The sequence below is a fragment of the Streptomyces sp. PsTaAH-124 genome (assembly GCF_000373685.1).
GTDB lineage: Bacteria > Actinomycetota > Actinomycetes > Streptomycetales > Streptomycetaceae > Streptomyces > Streptomyces andamanensis.
This window is the reverse complement of sequence record NZ_KB892170.1, coordinates 73753-89344: the sequence shown is the minus strand read 5'-3', so window position 1 is coordinate 89344 and position 15592 is coordinate 73753. Positions and strand designations below refer to the sequence as shown.

19 protein-coding genes are annotated in these 15592 nt (G+C 73.2%); 6 read left to right on the top strand and 13 right to left on the bottom strand.

Translation table 11 applies throughout. The features are described 5' to 3' along the window. Positions 1-2 precede the first annotated feature (2 nt). On the top strand, positions 3-209 hold the full coding sequence (locus tag B086_RS0117910; RefSeq protein ID WP_018567807.1) for a hypothetical protein: 207 nt from the start codon (positions 3-5) through the stop codon (positions 207-209). Positions 210-278: 69 nt separating this feature from the next. Further along, on the top strand, positions 279-428 hold the full coding sequence (locus B086_RS45010; RefSeq protein WP_018567806.1) for a hypothetical protein: 150 nt from the start codon (positions 279-281) through the stop codon (positions 426-428). 99 nt (positions 429-527) lie between these two features. Here the strand turns inward: B086_RS45010 and B086_RS40195 are convergent, their stop codons facing one another. Next, complete coding sequence (locus tag B086_RS40195; protein ID WP_018567805.1) at positions 528-1127, bottom strand: sigma-70 family RNA polymerase sigma factor; 600 nt, start codon at positions 1125-1127, stop codon at positions 528-530. A 174-nt stretch (positions 1128-1301) separates the two neighbouring features. Next, on the bottom strand, positions 1302-2105 hold the full coding sequence (locus tag B086_RS0117895) for a hypothetical protein (protein WP_018567804.1): 804 nt from the start codon (positions 2103-2105) through the stop codon (positions 1302-1304). Between the two features lie 267 nt (positions 2106-2372). Here B086_RS0117895 and B086_RS0117890 point away from each other — a divergent pair, with 267 nt between their 5' ends. After that, positions 2373-2588 carry a heavy-metal-associated domain-containing protein gene (locus B086_RS0117890; RefSeq protein WP_018567803.1) on the top strand — a complete coding sequence of 72 codons (216 nt, stop codon included), beginning with the start codon at positions 2373-2375 and terminating at the stop codon, positions 2586-2588. 28 nt (positions 2589-2616) lie between these two features. Here B086_RS0117890 and B086_RS0117885 read toward each other — a convergent pair whose 3' ends face one another. The 7 genes from B086_RS0117885 to B086_RS0117855 form a co-directional block, all read right to left on the bottom strand. Then, a complete protein-coding gene (locus B086_RS0117885) occupies positions 2617-3411 on the bottom strand; it encodes an ABC transporter ATP-binding protein (protein WP_018567802.1) in 795 nt (264 codons plus the stop codon). 7 nt (positions 3412-3418) lie between these two features. Beyond that, positions 3419-4384, bottom strand: a complete 966-nt coding sequence (locus B086_RS0117880; protein WP_018567801.1) for a FecCD family ABC transporter permease — start codon at positions 4382-4384, stop codon at positions 3419-3421. 65 nt (positions 4385-4449) lie between these two features. Continuing rightward, complete coding sequence (locus B086_RS0117875) at positions 4450-5517, bottom strand: ABC transporter substrate-binding protein (RefSeq protein ID WP_018567800.1); 1068 nt, start codon at positions 5515-5517, stop codon at positions 4450-4452. Positions 5518-5696: 179 nt separating this feature from the next. Further along, positions 5697-6227, bottom strand: a complete 531-nt coding sequence (locus B086_RS0117870; protein WP_018567799.1) for a copper chaperone PCu(A)C — start codon at positions 6225-6227, stop codon at positions 5697-5699. Beyond that, complete coding sequence (locus tag B086_RS0117865; RefSeq protein ID WP_018567798.1) at positions 6224-8533, bottom strand: heavy metal translocating P-type ATPase; 2310 nt, start codon at positions 8531-8533, stop codon at positions 6224-6226. Before B086_RS0117865 ends, B086_RS0117870 begins: the two co-directional genes overlap by 4 nt. After that, complete coding sequence (locus B086_RS45495; protein ID WP_234020955.1) at positions 8533-8676, bottom strand: hypothetical protein; 144 nt, start codon at positions 8674-8676, stop codon at positions 8533-8535. Before B086_RS45495 ends, B086_RS0117865 begins: the two co-directional genes overlap by 1 nt. 283 nt (positions 8677-8959) lie before the next feature. Then, positions 8960-9898 (bottom strand): GlxA family transcriptional regulator, encoded by a 939-nt coding sequence (locus tag B086_RS0117855; protein ID WP_018567796.1) that lies wholly within the window; start codon positions 9896-9898, stop codon positions 8960-8962. A 199-nt stretch (positions 9899-10097) separates the two neighbouring features. Here B086_RS0117855 and B086_RS40190 point away from each other — a divergent pair, with 199 nt between their 5' ends. The 3 genes from B086_RS40190 to B086_RS0117840 all read left to right on the top strand — a co-directional run bounded on the left by B086_RS40190 (position 10098) and on the right by B086_RS0117840 (position 11456). Continuing rightward, positions 10098-10433, top strand: coding sequence for a hypothetical protein (locus B086_RS40190; protein ID WP_018567795.1), 336 nt, complete (start codon positions 10098-10100; stop codon positions 10431-10433). Beyond that, positions 10430-10891 (top strand): DUF2269 family protein, encoded by a 462-nt coding sequence (locus B086_RS0117845; protein ID WP_018567794.1) that lies wholly within the window; start codon positions 10430-10432, stop codon positions 10889-10891. Before B086_RS40190 ends, B086_RS0117845 begins: the two co-directional genes overlap by 4 nt. Positions 10892-11063: 172 nt before the next feature. Beyond that, the gene (locus B086_RS0117840) at positions 11064-11456 is read left to right on the top strand and encodes a VOC family protein (RefSeq protein ID WP_026252530.1); all 393 of its coding nucleotides are present in this window, start codon (positions 11064-11066) and stop codon (positions 11454-11456) included. A 137-nt stretch (positions 11457-11593) separates the two neighbouring features. Here B086_RS0117840 and B086_RS0117835 read toward each other — a convergent pair whose 3' ends face one another. The 4 genes from B086_RS0117835 to B086_RS0117820 form a co-directional block, all read right to left on the bottom strand. Then, a complete protein-coding gene (locus B086_RS0117835) occupies positions 11594-12718 on the bottom strand; it encodes an adenylate/guanylate cyclase domain-containing protein (protein ID WP_018567792.1) in 1125 nt (374 codons plus the stop codon). Continuing rightward, a complete protein-coding gene (locus B086_RS0117830; protein ID WP_018567791.1) occupies positions 12715-13164 on the bottom strand; it encodes a universal stress protein in 450 nt (149 codons plus the stop codon). Before B086_RS0117830 ends, B086_RS0117835 begins: the two co-directional genes overlap by 4 nt. A gap of 230 nt (positions 13165-13394) precedes the next feature. After that, positions 13395-14228: a hypothetical protein gene (locus B086_RS0117825; RefSeq protein ID WP_018567790.1), complete on the bottom strand. Its 834-nt coding sequence runs from the start codon at positions 14226-14228 to the stop codon at positions 13395-13397. A gap of 195 nt (positions 14229-14423) precedes the next feature. Next, on the bottom strand, positions 14424-15527 hold the full coding sequence (locus tag B086_RS0117820; protein WP_018567789.1) for a peptidase C39 family protein: 1104 nt from the start codon (positions 15525-15527) through the stop codon (positions 14424-14426). Positions 15528-15592 lie beyond the last annotated feature (65 nt).

Sequence of the window (15592 nt, the reverse complement as noted above, 5' to 3'; positions counted from 1 at the left end):
TCATGGGCGAGATCAGGATCGGCAAGCCCGATGTGCGACCCGACACCGCCAGTCATGTCTCCGGTATCCGGCAGGGCAACGCGGGCCCGTACCGGAAGCAGCCCGGACACCACGAGGACGGCACCTCCGACGCGCGCAGGTCCACCGGGGTGCACTGGAAGCAGCACGACACGGTCATGGAGGTCATGCCGGACCTTTCCCCGGGGTGACCGGAGGACCGGACACGTAAGGGCGTCACACGTAAGGGCGTCACTGACACGAGCGAGCAGGGAGAGGCGATGACAGCCAAACGGATTCTGACGGCTGAGGCGGTGCTGCTGGGCGGCGCCGTCCTGGCCCTGCTGATCTCCGAGCTGCCGGGAGTACGGCGTGAGCTGCGCATCTTCCGCATGGTCGGCTTCCGCGGCGCCGCCCGGGGCGCCCGCTAGGTCCCGCCCGGAGAGGCCCCGAGGGGCGCCGGGCGGGCCGACGCCCCGGCCTCGTGCCCGAGCGGGGAGGCGAGGGGGCCGGTCCGGTGCGGGGCGGCGTCAGGCGGTGACCAGTTCGGTGACGTCCTCCGGTGCCGGGGTAACGTCGGTGAGGCAGCTCGCCAAGGAGCAACGCGCTCGTGACACGCGCGAGCGCACGGTGCCGACCGGGCACCCGCCGAACGCGGCGGCCTCCGCGTAGGACAGGCCGAGGAGCTGGGTGAGGACGAAGGCCTCCCGCCGGTCCGGCGGCAGCCCGTCGACCAGCTCCATCAGGGCGACACCGTCGTCGAAGCCGGGCAGCCCCTGGGGCTGAGACCGCTCGGCGGCGCCTTGCCAGTCGGCCGTGTCGGCGATCCGGGGTCGTACGGCGGCCTGCCGCAGGCTGTCGGCCACCACACGGCGTGCGATGGACAGCAGCCAGGTACGGGCCGAGGACCGGCCCTCGAAACGGTGCAGGCTCGACAGGGCGCGCAGGAACGTGTCCTGGGTGAGGTCGTCCGCCGCTTGCGCGTCCTTGGCGAGATAGGTCACGAAACGGCGCACGTCCCATTGGAGTGCGCGCACGAAGCGTTCGCTGGCGTCGCCGTCACCGCGCGCGGCGGCGAGGGCGATGGCGGTGACCGTGTCGTCGGCCACCGCGGGCAGGGCAGGAGTCATGGCCCGAGGTCCCTTCTCGGATCCCGCTGGGCGCGCGCGTCAGGCCGACGGCACAGGTGTCCGGAGACCGGAGGCGCGTCGCGGGAAGGCGGAGGAAAAGCCGTGCCGCTTCAGGGAGCGTGCACGGGAGCGCATCCGGGCAGCGCTCGGCCGCCGGACGCGTGGCGCGGACTGTCATGCGACAGTGCGCGCTCCCGGGGGACCTCGGGTGGTGAGGGTGTGGACGAGCAGCCGCGCGCGCAGGCGTCGCACGGCGGCGACGGCACGACGGGGCGGCGAGGGCACCTGGGCGGCCGGCAGTACGGCGAGGACCAGCCGCAGCGGTACGAAGGTCCGGTCGGCCACGGCCCGCAGGACGCGGAACACCGCGCGCTCCCCCTGGGCCAGCCACACACCGCACACCAGGGCGGCCAGCACGTGGACAGCGAGCATGCCCCATGAAGCCGTGCCCGACATGCCGCCCATGTGCCCTGACATGCCGCCCATGTGGTGCATGCCGGCCATGGCCGCCGGGCCGGCCGTTCCCGCCGTTCCCGCCATGTCGTGCGCCATCGCGCCGTGTCCGTGCGACGACGGCACGGGCGTGCCCTGGGTGAGCCCGGTCCGGACCGCCAAGTCGTATGCGCGGGCCGCCACTTCGGGCGACGGGTCGCCGCACAGCATGTGGCGGGCCCACTCCTCGGGGCTCACCGACGGGGTGCCGGGCGCCGCGGACCCATGCGCGGCCGACTGGGCCAGAGTGAACACGACGTGCAGACATGTCTGCACCGCGAGCGTCAGCACGACCACCGTGCCCCGGCGGCGCTCGCTTCCGGCGAACGCCCAACCGGCCAGGGCCGTACCGAGGAGAGCCAGGGCCAGTACCGGCCACGGCAGCGGGGAGCCGGACATCAGTACGTGGCCCGCGGCGGCGAGCACGACACACACGGCCGCGAACATCGCGGCGCGCGAGAGGCGTGACACCCGGCTGACGGACACGGCGACATCTTGGCACCCCCCGCGCGCACCGTGCCGTACCGGGTGAGGAAGACACCCGATCGGCCAGGTGCCTGTCCGGAACACCGCGCCGGACACACGCCGCGGGCGCCCGGCGTCCGGTCTCGCCCGTCGGAGTGACGCCCGCGACACAGGGGAACCGGGGCGCGGTCCTGGCCGACTCGTGGAGGACCGGGGCCGGCCGAGAGCCGGACCTGCACGCACACAGCCGGAGACCCACGGATGTCTCCCCGTTCCAGGAGTTGCGCCATGAATCGAATCGACTACCGCGTCAGCGGCATGACCTGCGGGCACTGCGCCGCCGGTGTCACGGCGGAGGTACACGCCGTCCCCGGCGTCACCGAGGTGTCCGTCGACCTCAAGAGCGACACGGTACGGGTGACCGGGACGAGTCTCGACGACGCGCTGCTGCGCTCCGCCATCGAGCGCGCCGGGTACGAGGCGGCTTCCTCGCTCGCTGTCTGAGGGAGGCGTACGGTCCCTGTCCATCCGTTCAGCGCGGCGCCGGGGACGCGGAGGCCAGCGGTTCGGCGGCGTAGCTGATCCTGACCACTCCGTCGGCCTCGCGGCGCGCGGACGCCGACACACCGAAGACCTCGGCGAGCACGGCCGGGGTGAGCACGTCGAGCACGGGACCGGCGGCGACGACGACGCCCCGGTCCAGCACGACGAGGTGGTCGCAGAAGCGTGCCGCGAGGTCGAGGTCGTGCAGGACGGCGAGCGTGGTGGTGCCGGTGGAGCGGATCAGGTGCAGGAGCTCGAACCGGGCACGGATGTCGAGGTGGTTGGTCAGCTCGTCCAGCACCAGCAGACGGGGCTGCTGGGCCAGTGCCCTGGCCAGCAGCACCCGTTGGCGTTCGCCGCCGGACAGTGACGCGTGGTCGCGGTGGGCGAGGTGGCGTACGGCGCACAGGTCGATGGCGTCCTCGACGGCGTTGCGGTCCCTCGGTCCGTCACGTCCCAGCAGTCCGTGGTGGGGCGCGCGGCCCAGGGCGACGGTCTCGGTGACCGTGAGCCCGCCGGTGCCTGCCGTACCGTCCTGGAGGACGGCGGCGGTACGCAGTGCGGCGGCGCGGGGGCTCAGCTCCCAGACGTCCTCACCGCCCACCCTGACCGCACCGCCGTCGGGCCGCAGGGAGCGGTAGACGGCGCGCAGGAGCGTCGACTTGCCGCTCCCGTTGGGCCCGACCAGACCGACGAGGTCACCCGGACGGGCCTCCAGTTCCACGCCGTGGAGGATCGGGTGCCGGTCGAGCGTGACGTGGAGATGGTCGACGGTGAGACGCATCGTGTGTTCAGTCCAGACCCTTGTCGCGGTGCAGCAGCCACAGGAAGAACGGGGCGCCGAGGAGCGCGGTGAGGATGCCCAGCGGGAGTTCGTCGGGGCGGTTCAGCGTGCGGGACAGCAGATCCACGAGGACCAGGTGGACCGCGCCGAGCAGGGCCGACAGCGGCAGGAGTCGGCGGTGGTCGGCGCCGACGCTGAGCCGTACCAGGTGCGGGACCATCAGGCCGACGAAGCCGATGCCGCCCGCGACCGCGATCACCGAGCCGGTGAGCAGCGCGCTCAGCAGCAGCAGGACCGTACGGAGCCGGTTGACGTCGGTTCCCAGGGAGGTGGCGGTCTCGTCCCCGGCGAGCAGCACGTCGAGCCGGCGGCCGAACAGGGTGAGCAGCACGGTGGAACCGACGACGACCGTGGCGACGGCGGGCAGTTGGTGCCAGTGCGCGCCGGCCACGCTGCCGAGCATCCAGAACATGGCGGTGCGCAGTTCGGTGGGCGTCGCCCGGAGCTGGACGTAGCTGGTGGCCGACAGGAAGACGTAGCCGATCGCCACCCCGGCCAGGACGAGCCGGGTGGGGGCCATCCGGCCGTGGCGCCGGCCGAGCCGGAACACGAGCGCACCCGCGACGACCGATCCGGCGAACGCGGCGGCCGGGACGCCAAGTCCGTACAGGGCGGCTCCGCCGCCCAGGGTGATGACGAGGACGGCGCCGAGGGTGGCGCCGTAGGAGAAGCCGAGCACGGTGGGGTCGGCCAGCGGGTTGGCGACCACGGTCTGCAACACACCGCCGGACAGGGCGAGTCCGGCTCCGGCGAGGGCCGCGAGAACGACGCGCGGGGTGCGGAACGTCCAGACGATCTGGTCGGTCGCGATGTCGTCGGACGCCGGTCCGAGGCCGGTGACGTGATGCCAGACGATCCGCCACACCTCGCCCAGCGGGACGCCGACCGCGCCGATGCTGACGGCCACCAGCATGACGCCCAGCAGGGCGACCGGAAGGACGCAGAGCGCGAGGACGGCCCGGTGGCGGCCCGGTGACGTCAGAACGCTTCCGGGTGGAGCTTCTTCGCGAGGCGCTCCACGGCCAGATCGTTGTCGGGGCTCAGATAGATCGAGTCGGACAGCGTCACGTACGTGTGGTTCTTCGCGGCCGGCCACTGGGGGAACTCCTTGAACAGTTTCTCGGCGTAGGCCGCGGGGTCCGGGTCCTGGTAGGCGATGACGACGAGCGCGTCGACGTCGGTGGCCGCCACCTTCTCCTTGCTGAGGTCGGCGAACGACGTCTTCGACGCGTTCTCGAAGACGTTGGTGGCGCCCGCCCGGCCGAGGATGTCGTTGTAGATTCCCCTGGCCACGACGGCGCTGAAGTCGTTGCTGCCCATCGTCATGTTCGTGAACAGCATCATGACGTTGGGCTTCTTCCTGCCCTTCACCTTCGCCGCGACGGCGTCGATGTGCCTGCGCGAGGCGGCGATGATCCGCTCCGCACGGTCGGACACGTGGAAGATGCGTCCCATGTCGCGCAGCAGGCGGTAGCTGTCCTCGATGGTGAGCCTCGAATTCTCGTCGTGGCAGCCCTGGGGAGATATGTAGGTGCGCGCACCGACGTTCCTCAGTTCGTCGCGGGTGGCGAATCCGTTCCTGGCGTCGAAGCCGTACGACGTCGTCGACAGGACGAGGTCGGGGCGCAGTCCGATCATCGACTCACGGGGGACGCCGAAGGCGTCGTTCTGCCGGACGCCACCGGTCGGCAGCTTCTTGATCGCCTCGGCGCGGCCGGGTACCTCGGACATGCCGTACGACTGCTGGTTCGCGGCGATCCTGTCGCCGAGGCCGAGTGCGAGCAGCGTCGAGACCTCGGCGACGGAGGCGCCGTTCATCACGACGACCCGGCTGGGCGCCTTGTCGAAGACCTGGGTCGTGCCGCAGTTCTCGATCTTCACGGGGTAGCCGGAGGCCGGGGCGGCGCCTCGCTCGGCGGCCGTTCCGTCGCCGCCTGGCGTACGGGACGATGCATCCGATGTCCCGGATGTGCCGCCGCACGCGGCGGCGGTGAGGCTCAGGGCCAGGGCGGCCGCCGCGGCGGCCAGTCGTCTCGGGGCGGGCATACGTGTGCTCCTTCGGCATACGGACGGCAGGGGCCGTTCGGCGGCTCCCGCATCAGTGGTCGGGCCGGGCCCGGGAAGAGTTCCCGGGAGAAGGCGATCCTGCCGATCGCTCGGATTCGTGCGTTCGTGAGTTCGTGCGTTCGCGTTGGTGCGTTCGTGCGTTCGCGGGAGCGATTCCGTCAATCGAGCGGTCCGGGGCGTACGACCCGCGCGCGCACCCGCACCGTGCCGCTGTGCGCGAAGCGCAGCTCGAACCAGACGCGGTCGCCCACCTGCCACTTCGGGTTCGCGGGCACGGTCACGTCGCTCGACAGCGGTGACATGTCCAGCGTGCCGCGAGCGGGCACGGACAGCCGGTCGGCCGGGTCCCGGTAGGCCGCGCCGTCCGGCGTCATCCGGTGGCGGCTGAGCGCGATGCCGTCGGGCACCGACGGCGCCGTCACCTCGACGAGCTCGTCCGCCGCGCCGCCCTCGTTCGTGATGCGGAAGAACGCGGCCGTGTCCGGGGTGCCGCCGGTCGGCCGGAAGACGCGGGCCCGGGTCACGCCGAGGTCGGGAGGCGAACCGGCACCGCCGAGCGTGGTCCAGAGGGTCAGCGCGCCGAGCGCGACCAGACACGCGGCCACGGGAGCGGCGGCGGCGAGGGCGGACGCCCTCAGGCGCCGCACCGTCGTGGCAGCCGACGCGGTCCCGGGTGCGGATATGCTCACCAGTCGCTCCTCGCCCGCTGCCGGGACGTGTGCGTTCTGCGGGCGGCGGCGGGCACGGGCTGCCAGGTGCGCAGCCGCAGGCTGTTGGCGACCACCAGCACCGAGCTGACCGACATCGCCGCGGCGGCGAGCATCGGATCGAGCAGGCCGACCATGGCAAGCGGCACGGTGACGGCGTTGTAGCCGAACGCCCACACCAGATTGGCGCGGATCGTGGCGAGTGTCGTACGGGACAGGCGGACCGCGTCGGCCAGCGCCTCGATGTCGGCGCGCACCAGCGTCACGTCCGCGGCGCCGATCGCCACGTCCGTGCCCGCGCCCATCGCGATCCCCAGGTCGGCGGAGGCGAGCGCCGCCGCGTCGTTCACGCCGTCGCCCACGACGGCCACCCGGTGCCCCTCGGCCCGCAGGGCGGTGACCAGCGCCGCCTTGTCCTCGGGCGAACAGGCGGCGTGGACGGTGCCGATGGCCAGTTCCGCGGCGACCGCTCGGGCCGGGGCCTCGCGGTCGCCGGTGGCGAGGACCGGACGCACACCCAGTCGGCGCAGCCGGTCCACGGCCCGGTAGCTGCCCGCGCGGACCACGTCCCCCACCGCGATCAGTGCCACGGGCGCGCCGTCGACACACACCTGTACGGCGGTGTGCGCGGCCTTCTCGGCGGAACGCAGGGCGTCCACGAGCGCGTCGGGGAGATCAACGGTGGCGGTGCACACCTCCACGAGACGTTCCTCCACCCGGCCGCGGACCCCGAAGCCGGGTACCGCCTCGAAGTCCCGTACGGCGGGCAGGGTCCCGGCTCCGGCGGGCACGGTCCCGGCGGCCGGCACACCCACCGCGTGCGCGGTGATCGCGCGGCCCACCGGGTGCTCGGACGCGTCCTCGACCGCCGCGGCCAGCCTCAGCACCTCCTCCCGCGCGGGTCCGTCCGGTATCACCGTGACGGCGGCGACACTCATGTGTCCCGAGGTCAGCGTGCCGGTCTTGTCCAGCACCACGGTGTCGATGTGCCGCAGCCCCTCCAGCGCTCGCGGCCCGGTCACCAGCACGCCCAAGTGCGCGCCCCGGCCGGTCGCGGCCAGCAGAGCGGTGGGCGTGGCGAGCCCCAGCGCGCACGGACACGCCACCACCAGCACCGCCACGCACGCAGTGACCGCCGCCTGCGCCCCCGCTCCCGCACCCAGCCAGAAGCCCAGCGTCGTCACCGCGAGCGCGAGGACCACCGGCACGAACACTCCGGCGACGGAGTCCGCGAGGCGCTGGGCACGGGCCTTCCCGGTCTGCGCGTCGGCCACCGAGCGGGCGATGCGCGCCAGTCGGGTGTCCGCCCCGACCGAGGTGGCCCGTACGAGGAGCCGCCCGCCCGCGTTGACGGCACCACCGATCACGCGTTCTCCCGGCCCCACCTCCACCGGCGCGCTCTCGCCGGTCACCAGGGCCTGGTCGACCGCCGAACTCCCCTCCACCACCACCCCGTCGGTCGCGACGCGCTCTCCCGGGCGTACCAGGAAGGTGTCGCCCACCCTCAGTTCCCCGATCGGGACGAGCCGCTCGCCGCGGCCTTCGCGGACCGCGACGTCCTTGGCGCCGAGGCGGGCCAGTGACCGCAGCGCGGCGCCTGTGCCCCGTCGCGCACGCGCCTCCAGGAACCGCCCCGTCAGCACGAACAGCGGCACCCCGACCGCCGCCTCCAGATACAGGTGCGCGACCCCGTCGGAGCCGGACGGCACCAGGGTGAACGGCATCCGCATCCCGGCCCGGCCCGCGCCGCCGAGGAACAGCGCGTACACCGACCAGGTGAACGAGGCGGCCACCCCGAGCGAGACCAGGGAGTCCATCGTCGCCGCGCCGTACCGGGCCCCGCGCACCGCCCGCGCGTGGAAGGGCCACGCACCCCACAGGGCGACCGGCGCGGCCAGCACGAAGCACAGCCACTGCCAGTCGCGGAACTGTAGCGGCGGCACCATCGACAGGACGAGCACCGGGAGCGACAGCAGGGCCACGACCACGAGCCGCTGCCGTTCGACACGCTCCGCGTCGGACCGCTCGTCGCCGTCCCGTCCTTCCCCGGTCTCCGGATCGGGGAGCCGCGCCGTGTATCCGGCCTGTCGAACGGCCGCCACCAGTCGCAGCGGGCTGATGTCCGCCGGGTGGCTGACCCGGGCGCTGCCCGTCGCGAGGTTGACGCTCGCCACGACCCCGTCGAGCCCGGCCAGCTTCTTCTCCACCCGCCGTACGCACGCGGCGCACGTCATCCCGCCGACCGCGATGTCGGTGACCGTCAGGGACGGCACGGTTCCGGCGCCCATCAGCCGCCGCTCCCGTGCTCCATGGTCATGCCGCCCATGTCACCGGAGCCGTCCCGGCCGTCTGATCCGCCGCTCCCGGTCCCGTGCATGCCCGGCGCGACCGGGCCCACGCTGTGCCCGACGGCGTACGCGGCACCGGACATCAGTGCCAGCAGAAGAACGAAGCCGCACAGGGCGGCCGGCGGCGCCCCGCGCCGTCCCCGGCCATCGGAGGAGGGGGGGAAGACGCTGTCGGCTCGGGGGACTTGGCTCACTGTGGCTCCTGATCGCACGGCCGGGGAAGCGCGGTGTTCCGCGGTGTCCTGTCAGTAGTCGGACACGCGAGCGGTCCCGCTCCCGGCACCCCACGTGAGGTGCGTCACCAGGTTCCTGTGCCGGTCTCGGGGTGCCGCCCGCCGGGTCGGGCGGCGGCTGCCCCGCCCCGGCTCAGCCGAACGCGCGCCGGTAGGTCTGCGGGCTGACACCGGTGGTGCGCTTGAAGCGGTCGCGGAAGGTGGTGGACGATCCGAAGCCGACCTGGCCGCCGATGCGTTCGACGGAGTGCTCCGTGGTTTCGAGGAGGTGCTGCGCCTGGCGGACGCGGGCTCGGTGCAGCCATTGCAGCGGGGTGGTGCCGGTCTGGTCGCGGAAGCGCCGGATCAGGGTGCGGGTGCTGGTCCCGGCCCGCTCGGCGATGTCGGCCAGAGTGAGGTCGCGGGCGAGGTTCTCCCGCAGCCAGGCGAGCAGCGCGTCCAACTCGGAGCCCCGCGGCACGGGAACGTGGTCATGGGCGATGAACTGCGCCTGCCCGCCCTCCCGTTCGAGAGGCATCACCGACAGCCGGGCGGCGTCGGCGGCGACGGCGGAGCCGTAGTCACGGCGGATCATGTGCAGACACAGGTCCAGGCCGGCGGCGGCGCCGGCCGACGTGAGGAACTGGCCGTTGTCCACGTAGAGGACGTCCGGGTCGACCTCGATGTCCGGGTGGAGTTCGGCCAGCCGCCCGGCCGCCCGCCAGTGGGTCGTGACGCGCAGCCCGTCGAGGAGCCCGGTGGCGGCCAGGGGGAAGGCGCCCACGCAGAGGGAGGCGATCCGCGTGCCCTGGGCAGCCGCCGACCGCAGCGCGTCGTGCACGGCGGGAGAGAGCGGGGCGGTGACGTCGGCGACGCCCGGCACGACGATGGTGTCCGCGTCCTGGAGGACCGCCAGGTCCCAGGGGGCGCGCAGGGTGAAGGCCCCGGCGTCGGTCTCGTCGCGCTCGGCGCACACCCGGACCCGGTAGCCGGGCCGCCCGTCGGGCAGACGCGTCCGGGAGAAGACCTCGATCGGGGTGGACAGGTCGAACGGGATCACCTGATCCAGCGCGAGAACCGCGACGGTGTGCATGACCGGAACCTGTCTCCTCACGGAACGGTGCTCCCGGGCCGGTGCCCGGGTGGGTCCAGGTCACCGCACTCCGAAAGCCCCTGGGAAGCCCTTGGCGTTTTCTCGTCGAAGCCTGTCACTTGTGCCACTGGGCGAGCGGACCGGCGGAGGGTTGACTGCTGTGGCAGCACAGCCGGAACACCTCCGAAGGAACGCCTCCATGCACATCCGGACCGTCCTGTTCGACCCGGGGCCGGACCTCGGGCTCCATCTGCCGGAGCGCGAGCCGGGTCCGCGTATCGCCCACGCCGTCGAGGAGCTGTTCGTCCTGACCGGAACCGCGTACGGCGCCGGTGAGGAGCTCCCCCTCACCCGTGTCGTCCTCGACGGCGACCGGCTCACCTGGCCGCAGGCCCGCACCGAGCCCATGCGGCTGACCCCGGCGTTCGGCGCCACGGTCGACGGCCACACCCTCCGGGGCACCTCCGGAGCGGGCCGCCTTCCGGCCTCGAAGGTCACCGGCGAACGCCGGTCCGCGCTGGAGCGGCGGGCGTGAACAAACTCCTCCTGTCCCTGCATGTGCTCGCCGCCCTCGTCACCGTCGGGCCGGTCACCGTCGCCGCGAGCATGTTTCCCGCGGCGCTGCGCCGCGCTCCCGGCGATCAGGACGCCCTCACGACCCTGCGGACGCTGCACCGCGTCTGCCGGGTCTACGCGGGCATCGGCGTCGCGGTCCCCCTCTTCGGCCTCGCCACGGCCGGCGGTCTCGGTGTCCTCGGCGACGCCTGGCTGATCGTCTCGATCCTGTTGACCGCGGCGGCCGCCGGTGTCCTGGGCCTGCTGATCCTGCCCGCCCAGGAGCGGGCGCTGGCCGGGACGGAGGGGGACGTCCCACCGGACCGACTCCTCTGGGAGCCCGGTCGGTTCGCCATGGTCACCGGCGTCTTCAACCTGCTCTGGGCCGCCGTCACGGTGTTGATGATCATCCGGCCCGGTTCCACCACGGGAGTGTGACCGTACGCCTCCGCGCGCCGCGCCGGCTGCGCCTGCCTGTCCGTGGTGATCGCGACCTGGCGCCCGGCGCGGACGGCGTCCGGCGGCCGGGCGGCGGACTCACGCCGCCGTCCGCGGACTGAATCCGGCGGCAGCGGACATCCGTAGAAGCAGACCGTCCCTGGGAGGAAGCATGGCAGTGGTGAAGGCGGGTGTCGTGGTCCTCGACTGCGCCGAACCCGAGAAACTCTCCGCGTTCTACGAGCAGTTGCTGGAGGGCGAGCAGACGGAGGCCTCCGCCAACCTGGTGGAGGTGCGCGGCGCCGACGGCTTGCGGCTGGCCTTCCGCCGTGACCTGAACGCCACCTCGCCCAGCTGGCCGCGCCCGGAGAACTCCCTCCAGGCCCATCTGGTCTTCTACGTCGAGGACATGGACGAGGCCGAGCGGCGGGTGGTGGGCCTCGGCGGCCGGCCGGTCGAGACCAAGGACCCGGCGGGCCCGTACGAGGAGCGCGGGTACGCCGATCCGGCCGGTCACTCCTTCACACTGCGGCTGATGCCCATCACGGCGCCCAAGCAGGGCTGAGCGCGGCGTGGCGTTGCCCGGGCAGCAGGGGTCCGCCCGTGCTGGTGCACGGCACGCCGTGCACCTCCTTCCTCATGTCCGCGCGTACCACGTGTACGCCCACCACCTGACGCGCCGGGTACGGCGGGTGGACGTCCTCACCGGCCGCCGCTTCCCGGGCTCCTGGCGGGGTGGGCCGGGGCCGGCCGCAGCAGCACCGGGCGCAGTCTGCTGTACCCGCGCACCGACACCGGGCGGAGCACCTTGAGTTCATACGCCTCCTCCCCCGCGAGTTCCCCGGCGAACGCCGTGTCGGCGAGGACGGTGCCGGGGCGTGCCACCGCGGTGAGCCGGGCAGCGATGTTCACCACGGCCCCGTAGACGTCGCCGAAGCGGGTGAGGACGGCGCCGTGGGCCAGCCCGGTCCGCACGTCCGGCAGTATCCGCTCCGCCTCGGCGCGGGCGGTGAGTTCCAGGGCGATGCCGGCGGCCGCGGACGCCGATTCGCTCGTGAAGAGCACTTCGTCGCCGATGGTCTTCACCACCCGTCCCCGGCCGTCGGCGACCACGTCGCCGGTCAGGGTCTCGAACCGGTCGAGGACCTTGAGGAGTTCGCCCCTCTCCAGCCCACGGGTCATGCGCGTGTAGCCGACCATGTCGGTGAACCCCACCGCCAGGTCGCGGACGTCGGCGCCCTCGCCGGGAGGCACCGCCCCGCCCCGGGCCGGGCCGTCCGGCTCGTCCTTCCCCCGTGCCGGTCCTCGTGCCGGGCCGGTCTCCTCCGCCTCGGCGAGCATCCGTTCGGCGTAGGCCGCGAGATGGCGGCGCCAGACATGCCGCTGCACCAGTTCCATCTCCGGCAGCAGTGCCGCCGCGCGGGCCATCAACTCCCCTCCGTCCAGGGGCGCGTCCGCTGCGCGGTTCATCCAGGACCAGAGGGTGTACACCTGCCACTCGGCGAGGCGGGACAGATGGTGTCCGAGGGCGCGTGCCATCATCGCCTCGCTCTGCGCGGTGATGAGTCCGGCACCGATCATCCGCTCCCCCGCGCGCAGCGCCTCGATGTCGGCGTCGGTGAACACGCGCGCGTCGTCGTCGACCACGGGGAACCCGAGCGCGCGCCAGATCTCCACGGTGCGCTCGGCCCCTGTCCCGACCCGCTCGGCGACCTCCCGCCTCGTCCAGGTGCGGCCGCCGCCGAGCAGCAACGCCTCGACGCTGCGTTGCAGTTCGTCGATGCCGGAGGAAGTGCCGGGTTCCTCCGCCTGCTCTGGCGCACTCATGTGGTGTGGACGATTAGCACGTCGACCCCGGCTTTTCTGGCGACGTCCGCGGGGACGGAGCCCAGGATGCGGCCGGCGAGCGAGCGCAGTCCCCGGTTCCCGACGACCAGGAGATCGGCCGAACACTCCTGGGCGACCCGCACGAGCGCGGCGACCGGTTCGTCCCGGACCGCGACCGTCCGCACACGGGCCGCTTTCTGCGCGCGGGCCCGGTCCCGGGCGATCCGCAGGGTGTCCTCGGCGGGCGCGGAGCCGACCACTTGATATGCCTCGGCTCCCAACTGATCCTTGGCCAGGTCGAGTTCAGGGCCGCGCAGGGGTGTGTACGCACAGGCGACGACGAGTTCGGCCCCGCAGGCGGCGGCGAGCCGGGCCGCCCTCTCGACCGCGGCGAACGACGACTCCGAGCCGTCGGTGCCGACCAGGACAGTGCGATAGGCGGCCAAGGCAATCCCCTTACTCCTAAGTAAACTTACTGCGGAGTAAAATAGGATGCGGCCGACTCGTCGGGCAAGGGGTGCGACACGTGGTACGGACGTGCTGTTGCCAACAGCACACCGGTGGGTACCGCTTCGGGGTCACCTGGGTCCTGGATGTCGCCGCCGCCCACCGGGCGCAGTAGCACCGCCACCGGCGAAGTGCTCGCCGGTGGTACGGAGCGTGCTGCCGCTCGGTGTCACCACGGCCCGCCGAAGAAAGCTGTCAGGGCCCCGGTCGAGTCCAGCGCGTTCTTGGCGTTGGCGAAGACGAGGACGGCGAACGTGAAGGCCAGCACGACGCTGGAGCCGCCGAGCCACGCCGCCATGCGCCGCACACGCCGGTCGGCCGGGGCGGACCGCCGGAGGGTGCGCCAGGCGGGCACGCTCGCGGCGAGGAACGCGAGCGCCACGGCCGCGGCGAGAGCGGCCAGGACGGCGTGGTAGACGGCGAACTGGGAGACCATGGCGTCCAGGGGCTGCGACGTACGGCCGTACGCTCCCGGGTCGTCGTGCAGTCGCTGCTGGACCTGGGCGAGGGTGGCGGCGAGTTCGCCACGGGGGGATCCGCTGGTCAGCATCGGGAGCAGCGAGGCGAACGGGGCCGCCGCTCCCTGGACGTTGGCCATCGCGGCCACCAGGGCGACCAGCGCGAGCAGCCCGGTCCCGGTGGCGGAGGCGGCGCGGACGCGGCCGCCGCTGCGGCGGAAGGCGTTCCACAGGACGGCGCTCAGCAGGCCGAGGCTGAGGAGCAGCAGGACGGAGACGGCGGCCTTGACCAAGTGGTAGTGGAACCAGTAGGTGACCGCGCCGTCCAGATCGCCGGTGAACCGGCTGTCGCCCGATCTCCAGTACGTGACGAAACCGCCGCGGAAGACGCGGGCGACGTTCTCGGTGTTGACGGAGGTCCGCGCCAGCGCGTTGGGGGCGAGAAGGAACGCCACCACGAAGAAACCGGACAGCACACTCAGCCCGGTGATGCCGCGCCGGGAGAGCGCGGGGAGAAGACGTGGGGAGGGGGAGGCAATCGACATCGGGGGGCTTTCCTGTCCGCATGGGGCCGGCCCGCCGGGCCGGAGACGTTCCGCGCGCTTCGCCGCGAGTGACGTCACGGTATCGGCCGAGGCGGGCCGCGGACCCTGGTGCGGACCACCGTCCGGGGGTGGGGCCAGCCCTACCAGAAGCGCCTGCGGCGGGCGGCGACCGGGGAAACGGGGGAAGCCTCGGCCTCAGCGGACGGAGCGCTCGGACGTGGGCGAGCAACGCCCTTGCGGTGCGCCGATCGTCACCGCCCCGCGGAAGCCGTCCGGCGCGAGCTCCGACATCGCGTCGAGGGACGCGTCGGGGACGGGCAGCAGGTGTGCGTCGAGCCAGGTGTCGCCCGTGGCCGCGTTGGTCCAGGGGTCCTCGATCACGACGGCGCCGGGGACGGTCCCGTGGCACAGCACCCAGTGGGGGACGTCGAAGCCCTGCATCGCGGCCAGCGAGACCAGGAGCAGCACCTGTTCCCCTCGGCCGAGCACGTTCCGGATCTCCGCCATGGGGAGGTGGCGCGGGTCGACCGGGACGCCGGTCCGCTCGGCGTCCGTCCGTGAGGCGTGCTGGAGCAGGGCGCGCCATTCCCGTTCGTGCTCCGGGTGATGGTCGAGCAGGACGGGCCGGTCCGTGTCGAGGTGGATCGTGACGGGGGACGCCGGCCACGCCCGGCGCACCGCGACCCCCAGTCCGACGGGTTCGCACGCGGGGAAGTTGGTCGCGCCGCGCCACAGTGTCAGTTCCCGCTCGCGGTCCAGGGCCTCCCGCGGCAGCGCGCCCGCGTGCGCCTGCGCGACCAGGGCGGTGACCGCGCCGCAGGTGAAGTGCGTGGTCTGGCCGTAGTACGGGGGCTCGGCCACCGGGTCACCGGCCAGCCAGCGGACGTAGCCGGTGTCGGGACCCACCGCGTTCGCGGCCTGCGCGAGCGGGGGGCGCAGCGGGGTGAAGCCCGCGGCGGCGGCGGTCTCGGGACTCGCCGTCCAGCCTTCCCACTTGACCTGCGCGAGTCCCTGGCGGCGTGCGTGGGCGAGGACCGCGGCGACGGCGGCCGGGACGTCGCCGACCGCGTCGACGATCTTCAGATAGGACGCGTGCGGGCGCGCCGTCACCAGCGCGGCGGCGCTCCACGTCTCGCCGTCGGCGTCCGGGACGGCCACGAGGTGCGGGGCCTGGGAGGCGCGGTCGGTCGTGCGCCAGCGCTCCAGTACTTCAGGAGGGCCGAGCCGCCGCAGCGGGGGCGGCGGCGCGTCGGGCACGAACGGGAGGACGATGCGCTGGTCCACGGTGCTCTTCTTCACGGGTGGTTCCTGCTGTGCTGTTTCCTGTTGTGGTGTGTCTCGTTGTGGTGTGCCTCGCCGCGACG

Excerpts from the sequence above, each read along its gene's own strand:
- B086_RS0117910 (WP_018567807.1), top strand. The coding sequence starts at position 3 with ATGGGCGAGATCAGGATCGGCAAGCCCGATGTGCGACCCGACACCGCC.
- B086_RS45010 (WP_018567806.1), top strand. The coding sequence starts at position 279 with ATGACAGCCAAACGGATTCTGACGGCTGAGGCGGTGCTGCTGGGCGGC.
- B086_RS40195 (WP_018567805.1), bottom strand. The coding sequence starts at position 1,127 with ATGACTCCTGCCCTGCCCGCGGTGGCCGACGACACGGTCACCGCCATC.
- B086_RS0117890 (WP_018567803.1), top strand. The coding sequence starts at position 2,373 with ATGAATCGAATCGACTACCGCGTCAGCGGCATGACCTGCGGGCACTGC.
- B086_RS0117885 (WP_018567802.1), bottom strand. The coding sequence starts at position 3,411 with ATGCGTCTCACCGTCGACCATCTCCACGTCACGCTCGACCGGCACCCG.
- B086_RS0117880 (WP_018567801.1), bottom strand. The coding sequence starts at position 4,384 with ATGCTGGTGGCCGTCAGCATCGGCGCGGTCGGCGTCCCGCTGGGCGAG.
- B086_RS0117875 (WP_018567800.1), bottom strand. The coding sequence starts at position 5,517 with ATGCCCGCCCCGAGACGACTGGCCGCCGCGGCGGCCGCCCTGGCCCTG.
- B086_RS0117865 (WP_018567798.1), bottom strand. The coding sequence starts at position 8,533 with ATGGGCGCCGGAACCGTGCCGTCCCTGACGGTCACCGACATCGCGGTC.
- B086_RS45495 (WP_234020955.1), bottom strand. The coding sequence starts at position 8,676 with ATGTCCGGTGCCGCGTACGCCGTCGGGCACAGCGTGGGCCCGGTCGCG.
- B086_RS0117855 (WP_018567796.1), bottom strand. The coding sequence starts at position 9,898 with ATGCACACCGTCGCGGTTCTCGCGCTGGATCAGGTGATCCCGTTCGAC.
- B086_RS40190 (WP_018567795.1), top strand. The coding sequence starts at position 10,098 with ATGCACATCCGGACCGTCCTGTTCGACCCGGGGCCGGACCTCGGGCTC.
- B086_RS0117840 (WP_026252530.1), top strand. The coding sequence starts at position 11,064 with ATGGCAGTGGTGAAGGCGGGTGTCGTGGTCCTCGACTGCGCCGAACCC.
- B086_RS0117835 (WP_018567792.1), bottom strand. The coding sequence starts at position 12,718 with ATGAGTGCGCCAGAGCAGGCGGAGGAACCCGGCACTTCCTCCGGCATC.
- B086_RS0117825 (WP_018567790.1), bottom strand. The coding sequence starts at position 14,228 with ATGTCGATTGCCTCCCCCTCCCCACGTCTTCTCCCCGCGCTCTCCCGG.